An 8,661-nucleotide genomic window follows, 5' to 3' on the forward strand; every position below is an offset into this window, starting at 1 on the left:
CACCATTGAAATAGTGCTAACTCGTCATCGAATACACATCGTATAAAGTCAAATAGATGGGTACATGCGGCCCAATCCAGCCTCTGGGCCATGGCATCACGCGCTCGCGATCAGGACTCAGCGACCGCTTACCAAGTGCCGCGCGGCCCTTGCTGCTTCTGCCGCGCCCACTTCAGCGCGGTCTCGATCAGCTCCACCGAATCCGGTCGCTCGGCACGGCGCGCGAAGTCGAGCGCCGTCATGCCTTTCTGGTTGCGCATGTGGATATCGGCACCGGCTTCGATCAGCAGCTTGACGGCTTCGGGCGTGCCGTAGGACGCGGCCATCATCAGCGGCGTGGTGCCGTTGGGCGATTCGGCGTCGATGAAGGCGTGCTCTTCCAGCAGCAGTTCCATCAGCTTGAGATGGCCGCCGGTGGCGGCGTAATGCAGCGGCGCCCAGCCTGGCTTGTTGACGTCGGCACCCAGCTTGATCAGGCGCGCGGCGATGTCCAGATGGCCCTTGAGTGCGGCCATCATCAGCGGGCTTTCGTCCGCCGCATTGCGCGATTCGGCTTTCAGGCGTGGCGATGCCAGCAGCACGTCGGCCACCTTCAGCGCGCCGTCCTGCAGCGCCAGATGCAGGCCCGACGAACCCTTGTCGTCCTTGATGTTGGGGTCCACGCCACGTTCCAGCAGGCTGCGCATGGCGGGCGCATTGTCCTGCTTGACGGCGCGAAAGAAGCTGTCGGCGTCGTCAGCCAATGCCAGCGGCGCGGCCAGGCCCAGGACGCCGAACGCCGTGACGAAACGCAGGAAATCGGTCCGGTTCATGATGCAACCCTTGGAAACAGACGGGTGAAATTGGCACTGGTAACGGCCGCGATGTGGTCCACGCTGACACCACGCAGCTGTGCCAGCCCCGCCGCGACATGCGGCACGTAGGCCGGCGTGTTGAGCTTGCCCCGGTACGGCACCGGCGCCAGATAGGGCGCATCGGTCTCGATCAGCAGCCGGTCGTCGGGCACCAGCCTGGCGACCTCGTGCAGCTCGCGAGCGTTCTTGAAGGTGACGATGCCCGACAGCGAGACGTAGAAGCCCATGTCCAGCGCCGCCCGCGCCACTTCGCGCGTTTCGGTGAAGCAGTGGAACACGCCGCCGGCGCTGCCCGCCCCGCCCTCTTCACCCTCCTCGCGCAGGATCGCCAGCGTGTCGTCGGACGCCGCCCGGGTGTGGATCACCAGCGGCACGCCGGCCTGGCGTGCGGCCCGGATGTGGGTGCGAAAGCGCGCGCGCTGCCAGTCCAGGTCGGCGATGCTGCGGCCGCCTTTGCGCTCTTGCATCTGGTAGTAGTCCAGCCCGGTCTCGCCCACTGCCACCACCCGGGGCAGCCGCGTGGCGGCCACCAGCTCGTCGACGTCCGGCTCGTGCACGTCCTCACTGTCGGGGTGCACGCCCGCCGTGGCCCAGAAGTTGTCGTAGCGCGCGGCCAGAGCCTGCACGCGCGGAAACTCCTCCATCGTGGTGCTGATGCACAGCGCCCGCGTGACCCGGGCCGCGGCCATGGCGGCGCGCACCGCCGGCAGATCGCCCGCCAGCTCGGGAAAGGTCAGGTGGCAATGCGAGTCGGTGAACATCTGGAGATGAGTGCGCCAGGCCGGACATCGTGAGCCGCGTCACGCAGGACCGCTTGCATGGCACTGGAAATGCGGTTTGATGCTATCACGCGGCCTGCGCTCACGCGGCCCATGACGCGATCGGCCGGCGCTGAAAAGCGCTGCGTCAAATGGTCTGCGTCGGCCGCTCGGTGGCGATCAGCGTGCCCAGCAGCTCCTCGATCCGGGCCTTCAACTGGTCCGATTTGTCGTCACCTGAAAAATGCACGCCCACGCCCTGCACGCGGCTGCCCAGGGCACGCGGCGGCGCGATCCAGGCGACCTTGCCGAGGACGGGGTAGCGCTGCTCCTCGCCCGGCAGGGTGATCAGCAGGTACACCTCGTCGCCCAGGTGGTAGTCGCGCACGGTGGGAACGAAAACGCCGCCATGCTTGAACAAGGGCATGTAGGCGGCGTGCAACTGCGCCGCGTCGTGCAGCACCAACTGCAGCACGCTCGGGCGTTGGGGGTCGGGATCGTCGCGGACTTCGGTATCCATCGGGTGCTCGGACAACGTGTAGGTCACACCCTGGAGTTTAGGACCTGGCGCGCCGAACTCGCCAGCCATTCGGCGGCCAGCCCGGGGTTCAGGGGGTGCTCGGCACTGCGCGCGATCTGGTTCAGCTGGCTCCACCAGCGCGTCAGCGCGGCGACCGGCAGCCGGCGTTCGGGCAGGTCGGTGGCGTCGAAGAAGCGTGGCGCGGCGCCCAGTTGCAGCGCCAGCAGGTCGTGGCAGAGCTTCTGCAGCCGCGCCACCGCCTCGGGCAGCGGCAGTTCGGCCAGCGCTGCCACCTCGCCGCGAGCGAGCGCGTGCGGTAGCAGGGCCCACTGGCGCGCGCTGTCCCTGCCCTGCGCCAGTGCCAGCGCATCGCTGGGCCGGCCGCCGGCCGCGCGCAGCAGGGCGGCGCCCTCGCCCGCCGGCAGGCCTTGCTGCGCCAGCCAGGCCAGCGCTTCGGCTTCGGCCGGCCAGCGCAGGGTGTGGCTCTGGCAACGGCTGCGGATGGTCGGCAGCAACAGGTGCGCGGCATCGGTCGCCAGCACGAAACGCATGTCGCCCGGCGGCTCTTCCAGGGTTTTCAGCAAGGCGGCGGCGGTGACCGCGTTCATGCGCTCGGCCGGATACACCAGCATCGCCTTGCCGCGTCCGCGCCCGCTGGTGCGCTGGGCAAACTCGATCGCATCGCGCATGGCGTCGACGCGGATCTCCTTGCTCGGCTTGCGCGTCTTGTTGTCGATGTCCTTCTGCGCCTTCTCGGACAAGGGCCAGCCGCACGCGATCATCTCGACCTCGGGCATCAGCACCACCAGGTCGGTATGCGCGTGCACATCGATGGCGTGGCAGCTGTCGCACTCGCCGCAGGCGCCGGCGGGCGTCGGCGCCACGCCGCCACCGGGCCGCCCCAAGGCGGCGTGCGCCCCCTCGGGGGGCAGCGAGCCATGCGCAGCAGGAAGCGTGGGGGCCCGTTCGCACAGCCAGGCGCGCACCAGGGCCAGTCCCAACTCGAACTGCCCCAGGCCCGACGGCCCCTGCAGCAGCCAGGCATGGCCGCGCCGGGCCAGCAGCGCTTGCAGCTGCGCGCCGATCCAGGGCGCCAGGGTGCCGGCACTCACAGCCACCCCCTGCCCTGCACCGCCGCCTGCACCGCAGCCCAGACGGCCTCGCGCGGCTGGCCGGCATCGATGCGGGCAAAGCGCGCTGGCGCCTCATCCCGGCGGCGCGCGTAGCCGGCACGCACGGCGTCGAAGAAGGCCAGCGGCTGCGATTCGAACTTGTCCGGCGTGCGCGCGCCGGCCAGGCGCGCGGCGGCGACGGCGGGTGCCAGGTCGAACCAGATCGTCAGGTCGGGTTGCAGCAAGGGCGCGCGCGCCGGCTCCAGCCCGAGCGTGCCGGCATCCTGCACCAGTTGTTCCAGCGTCTGCAGCACGCCCCAGTCGAAGCCGCGCCCGCCCCCCTGGTAGGCGAAGGTGGCATCGGTGAAGCGGTCGCTCAGCACCACTTCGCCGCGCGCCAGCGCGGGGGCAATCAGTTGGCCGATGTGGTCGCGGCGCGCGGCGAACATCAGGAGCGCCTCGGTCAGCGCGTCCATTGGCTGGTGCAGCGCCAGCGCGCGAAGCTGTTCCGCCAGCGGCGTGCCGCCCGGCTCGCGCGTCAGCGTGACGTGGCGACCCGCGGTGCGAAAGGCATCTGCCAGGGCGTCGATGTGCGTGGACTTGCCCGCGCCATCGATGCCTTCGAAGCTGATGAAGATCCCGCGCGCCGACATCAGTTGCCGCCACCTTCTGCCGCACTGCCTGCAGCCGCACCACCGCCGCGCTGGTACCTGTTGACGGCGCGGTTGTGCTCGGACAGGCTGGGGCTGAAATGGCTGCTGCCGTCGCCGCGGGCGACGAAATACAGTGACTTGGTCTGCGCCGGTTGCACCGCGGCCATCAGCGAGGCCTTGCCGGGCATGGCGATCGGCGTCGGCGGCAGGCCGGCACGGGTGTAGGTGTTGTAGGGCGTGTCGGTCGTCAGGTGGCTGCGCCGCAGGTTGCCGTCAAACGCATCGCCGAGGCCGTAGATCACCGTCGGGTCGGTCTGCAGGCGCATGCCGATGCGCAGGCGGTTGATGAACACGCCCGCGATCTCGGGCCGGTCGGCGTGCTGGCCGGTTTCCTTCTCGACGATGCTGGCCAGGATCAGCGCCTCGTCGGCTGATTTCAAAGGCAGGTCGGGCGCGCGCGCCTCCCAGGCCGCCGACAGGCGCCGATCCATCAGCTGCAACGACTGGCGCAGCACGGCCAGGTCGCCCGAGTTCTTGGCGTAGTGGTAGGTGTCGGGGAAGAACCGCCCCTCGGGCGCCACGCCGGGCTTGCCGAGCGCCTTCATGACGTCCTCGTTCGACATGCCGGCGGTCTCGGGCCTGAGGTGCTCGGCCCTGGCCAGCGCCTGGCGGACCTGCTTGAAGGTCCAGCCCTCGACCAGGGTCACCGTCAGCACGATGCGGTCGCCGCGCACCAGCTTGTCGAGCAGGTCGGCCGGCCGCATGCCGCGCGTGACTTCGTATTCGCCCGGCTTGATGGTCTGCTCGCGCGCCGCCAGGCGGAAGTACCACTGCAGCAGCTCGGGGTAGGTCCGCACCCCACCCTCGACCGCCTTGTGGGCCGCGGTGCGCAGCGATGCCCCGTTGGGCACGCTGATCTCCACCCTGGCCGCCGCCAGCGGCAGCGGCTGCGTCGTCCACCACCAAGCCCCCGCAGCCGCGGCGGCGATCACGATCAACAGCAATGCCAGCAGCTTGCGCAAGGGCTTTCGATTCACCTGTGAAAGAACCGGTCATGATAATTCAGCCCATGACCGCATCCCTGGACCGCCCCGCCCCGCCCACGACCGCCGCCGGCCTCGACGGCATGACCGCCCTGCCCCAGCTCGGCGTGATCCGAGCCCTGGGCGACGACGCAGCCAGCTTCCTGCAAAGCCAGCTGACCCAGGACATGGTGCAGATGCGCCCCGGCGAGGCGCGCCTGGCCGCGCTGTGCAACCCCAAGGGCCGCATGCTCGCCAGCTTCATCGCCTGCCGGCGCGCGCCCGACGAGTTCTGGCTGGTGTGCAGCCACGACCTGCTGCCGGCCACCTTGCGCAAGCTGTCGATGTTCGTGCTGCGCGCGAAGGTCAGGCTGTCGGATGCGTCGGATGAGCTGTCGCTGCATGGGCTGATCGGTGAGACCGCGAAGGCGGCCACGGCCGGCGAAGCGCTCGCCGCCGACACCTTCGTGGCGCCGCTGCCGCCCGCCGATGGCGCCGCACGTGCCCTCTTGATCACCGCAGCCGGCAGTCCGGCCCCCGCTGGCCAGGCACTGCCGGCCGGCTGGTGGGACTGGGCGGCGGTGCGCGGTGGCGTCGCCACCGTGACCAAGACCGTGGCCGAGGCCTTCGTGCCGCAGATGCTGAACTACGAATCCGCCGGCGGCGTGAACTTCAAGAAAGGCTGCTACCCCGGCCAGGAAGTCGTCGCGCGCAGCCAGTTCCGCGGCGCCATCAAGCGGCGCGCCTACGTGGCGCAGGTGGATGGCGCGGCGCAGGCCGGCGACGACGTGTTCGCTGCGGCCGATCCCGAGCAACCGGTCGGCCAGATCGCACAGGCTGCCACCACACCCCAGGGCGGAACGGCGGTGATAGCGGTGCTGCAAACGGCCGAGGCGGCGGCCGATTTGCGCGTCGGAGGTATCGAGGGGCCGCCGATGACGGACATCCGCATCCCGTACGCGCTGGCCGAGGACATCTGAGCCGCGCCAGCCTGCTCAGGCCAGCGCGCGCCGCATCCCGATGTGCGGGATGCCCACTTCCTCGTAGGGCGCGCCATGGTGCTGATAGCCCAGGCGCCGATAGAACCCCTCCGCACTGCGTTGTGCCGACAGGCGCAGTTCATGGTCGCCACGCGCGCGGGCGGCCCGTTCCAACGACTCGATGACCGCCTGACCCAGGCCACTGCCGCGCAGCGGCTGCAGTACTGCCATGCGGCCGATGCGGCCCACGCGCGGCGCGTCCTGCAGCAGGCGTCCGGTGGCCACCGGCATGCCGAGCAGATTGCCGACGACGGCATGCACGGCAGCATGGTCGGCCTCGTCCCATTCGTCCTCGCGCGCAATGCCCTGTTCCTCGATGAACACCGCGGTGCGCACGGCGCTCGCTGGCTCGCGCAGTTCATTCCAGCCACCGACCTGCAGCCGGGTGACGGGCCGGCCGGCTTCGTAGGCCTCGATCAGTGCGCGCAGCGGCGCCGGCACCGGGCGATTGCGCTTGGTCGCGGAGTCGGCGAACACATAGACCAGTTCCGCCGCCATCAGCGGTTGCTCACCCAGGAAAACACTACCGGGGAAGATGAGCGACGCCTCGTCAATCCGGTGGCAACGCAGCCCGATGTCGAGTTCGTCTTCCAGGCTGGCCGATGCGTTGAACTCCACCGTGGCCTTGCGCAGAAAGAGGTCGCCGCCCAACCGCTGCATCGCCGCCGCGTAAGGCAGCGCCAGCGCACGCCAGTAACCGGCGATGGCGCGATCGAAGCAACTCAGATCGTGCGGGTTGAAGGCGGCCTGCTGACCCAGTTCGGCCCGGCACACGCTGAGGCGATGGCGGAAGCGAAAGTCGGCAGGTTTCATGGCGGACCGGCCTCCAGCAGCGAGAAACAGAAAACCGGCGCTTGCATGAACAAACGCCGGCGACAAGACTGCCGCGGCGCCCTACACAGGCGCCGTGGGACGATCATTCTAGATCGTCAACAAGCTCAGTCCTTCTTGCTCTTGCGGTTGCGGCGCACCGCGAAGAAGCCGAGCAGACCAGCCAGTGCGGCCAGCGACAGCGGGCCGGTGGTGGGCACGGGCGTGACCGTGGCGGGCGGCGGCGCACCCACGGTCAGGGTATCCCGCGCATCCTCGGCAGCCGCCCATTTCAGATCGTTGGTGACGTTGGCGACCGGGATCACGTTCGGATAGACACCTGCAGCATTGCCCTTCACCTCGACCGTGAACTCGCAGCTTCCGCCCATCGGAAGACCGGCGCCTGTCAGCGTGATGGCCGTTTCGCCAGCGTTTGCAGTGACTGTGCCTCCACAGGTGTTGTCCAGGGTGGTACCGGTCAGCGTCACCTTGCCTTCACCGGGCAAGGTATCGGTGAGCATGATGTTGGTGACGATGTCTCCTTCCGGCGCGGGCTGACAGACTGTTGGCGCGGTGACAGTTACAGTGAGTTGAGATGTCGCACCGACGTCAATCTGGTTCGGCTCGAAATCCTTGGCGATGTTCAGCTTTGGCTTGGTCTGCTCATCGATGGCGGTCACCATGACATGGTTGTTACAGACATCGCGCGTCCAGAAGTAGGTACGCTCACCGCCGGCGACTACTTCCGGCGCGCGAAATCCATAGGTTGCTGGCATCCCATTGACCAGCACGCCGTCACCGACACCGTCTCCATAGATACGGGTTGGAACACCCCAGTTCTCGCCGTAGTCCGTCGATTTCACATACCACAGTTCGTGTTCGCGCGGCACCTGAGAGACTCGATCCATCAGCGCGTAGTACGTCACGAACGTCCCGCCGCCATGATCAAGTGTCCTTCCAATGGCGTGCACCATGGTCGATCCACTATCGATCGGATACTCGTAGTAATCTGTGTCTGCGAACAAGTCACCCTGATAGGTCTCGGTTGCGAAACGGTCGTAGGCGGGTACCGTGGAAGTTGTGATCGGTGGTCCGAAATCAATCGCATAGCCACCAAGGTTGCCACCTGTGAATGTCGGCGTGGGCGGGTTGGTCGGCGTCTGCGGCGTGCTGTTGCTTTCCTGTCGCAGCCAGATGCGCAGGTCGCCACCCTCCTGCTGCGAGCCGGTCATTCCAAACACGCCGACATGATTATTGCCGGGTCGCTTATTGTCGGCCGGTGCGCAATTGGCCGCTGGAAGCGGACCTATGAGGCTCAGGGCATGGCTGTTTGGATCAGCACCGATGCGCCATATGCTGGTGTTGTAGCTGTACAAGGTAGTGCCCGGTTGATTACCGTGCCACACCGTCATGATCCATTGCCCATCCACCTGCGACACCCGGAGGCGTGATGCGGTCGGTTCGTTGACCAAAGTCGTGGGATCAGTCGCTCCACAAGGCAATTGCCAGTACTTCTCAGGCACGGTCATCGTGCCGTCGCTTGTGAAGCGGATACCGTCGGCCGAAGTGGCATGGATGGTCTTGCTGACGTACGAGTCGGCGCCGCTCTTGATCACCCACATGTGATAGACGCCATCGACCAGCACCACCGTGTTGATCAAGCCGCTACCGGTGGTTTGCGTGCCCAGCGGCGTGCCATCCAGCGTGACCGGCGTCGTTTCCATCGGAAACGCGGCCTGGGCAAAGGCAGGACCTGCCATGGCGGCCGCCAAAGGAAGCGCGGCCAGCCATTTCGGAATATGACGCAAATGCTTGAAAGAATGCATGTCGAAATAACCCGGCGGTTTCAAGACCGAAGTGCAACACCGAGGTCAATGAACCGAAGTTGATGG

The 8,661-nt window shown here is 67.6% G+C and carries 9 protein-coding genes; 1 reads left to right on the forward strand and 8 read right to left on the reverse strand.

The window, feature by feature from the left end; genetic code table 11:
* Nucleotides 1-128: 128 nt before the first annotated feature.
* The 6 genes from PK606_RS15500 to mltG all read right to left on the reverse strand — a co-directional run bounded on the left by PK606_RS15500 (nucleotide 129) and on the right by mltG (nucleotide 4,919).
* Nucleotides 129-812 carry an ankyrin repeat domain-containing protein gene (locus PK606_RS15500; RefSeq protein WP_324565238.1) on the reverse strand — a complete coding sequence of 228 codons (684 nt, stop codon included), beginning with the start codon at nucleotides 810-812 and terminating at the stop codon, nucleotides 129-131.
* On the reverse strand, nucleotides 809-1,615 hold the full coding sequence (locus PK606_RS15505) for a TatD family hydrolase (protein WP_324565239.1): 807 nt from the start codon (nucleotides 1,613-1,615) through the stop codon (nucleotides 809-811). The genes PK606_RS15500 and PK606_RS15505 overlap by 4 nt, the downstream gene beginning before the upstream one ends.
* 145 nt (nucleotides 1,616-1,760) lie before the next feature.
* Nucleotides 1,761-2,132 carry a PilZ domain-containing protein gene (locus PK606_RS15510; RefSeq protein WP_324565240.1) on the reverse strand — a complete coding sequence of 124 codons (372 nt, stop codon included), beginning with the start codon at nucleotides 2,130-2,132 and terminating at the stop codon, nucleotides 1,761-1,763.
* Between the two features lie 23 nt (nucleotides 2,133-2,155).
* Nucleotides 2,156-3,244: a DNA polymerase III delta subunit-related protein gene (locus PK606_RS15515; RefSeq protein WP_324565242.1), complete on the reverse strand. Its 1,089-nt coding sequence runs from the start codon at nucleotides 3,242-3,244 to the stop codon at nucleotides 2,156-2,158.
* Nucleotides 3,241-3,897, reverse strand: coding sequence for a dTMP kinase (gene tmk / locus PK606_RS15520; RefSeq protein ID WP_324565243.1), 657 nt, complete (start codon nucleotides 3,895-3,897; stop codon nucleotides 3,241-3,243). The genes PK606_RS15515 and tmk overlap by 4 nt, the downstream gene beginning before the upstream one ends.
* A complete protein-coding gene (gene mltG, locus PK606_RS15525) occupies nucleotides 3,897-4,919 on the reverse strand; it encodes an endolytic transglycosylase MltG (RefSeq protein ID WP_324565245.1) in 1,023 nt (340 codons plus the stop codon). Before mltG ends, tmk begins: the two co-directional genes overlap by 1 nt.
* A 47-nt stretch (nucleotides 4,920-4,966) precedes the next feature.
* Here mltG and ygfZ point away from each other — a divergent pair, with 47 nt between their 5' ends.
* On the forward strand, nucleotides 4,967-5,899 hold the full coding sequence (gene ygfZ, locus PK606_RS15530; RefSeq protein WP_324565246.1) for a CAF17-like 4Fe-4S cluster assembly/insertion protein YgfZ: 933 nt from the start codon (nucleotides 4,967-4,969) through the stop codon (nucleotides 5,897-5,899).
* A 15-nt stretch (nucleotides 5,900-5,914) separates the two neighbouring features.
* Here the strand turns inward: ygfZ and PK606_RS15535 are convergent, their stop codons facing one another.
* Together PK606_RS15535 and PK606_RS15540 are read right to left on the reverse strand one after the other, a co-directional pair.
* Nucleotides 5,915-6,772, reverse strand: a complete 858-nt coding sequence (locus tag PK606_RS15535; protein ID WP_324565247.1) for a GNAT family N-acetyltransferase — start codon at nucleotides 6,770-6,772, stop codon at nucleotides 5,915-5,917.
* Nucleotides 6,773-6,897: 125 nt separating this feature from the next.
* A complete protein-coding gene (locus tag PK606_RS15540; RefSeq protein ID WP_324565248.1) occupies nucleotides 6,898-8,619 on the reverse strand; it encodes an IPTL-CTERM sorting domain-containing protein in 1,722 nt (573 codons plus the stop codon).
* Nucleotides 8,620-8,661: the final 42 nt, after the last annotated feature.

The organism is Ottowia sp. (genome assembly GCF_035444425.1).
In the GTDB taxonomy this organism is placed as follows: domain Bacteria; phylum Pseudomonadota; class Gammaproteobacteria; order Burkholderiales; family Burkholderiaceae_C; genus Ottowia.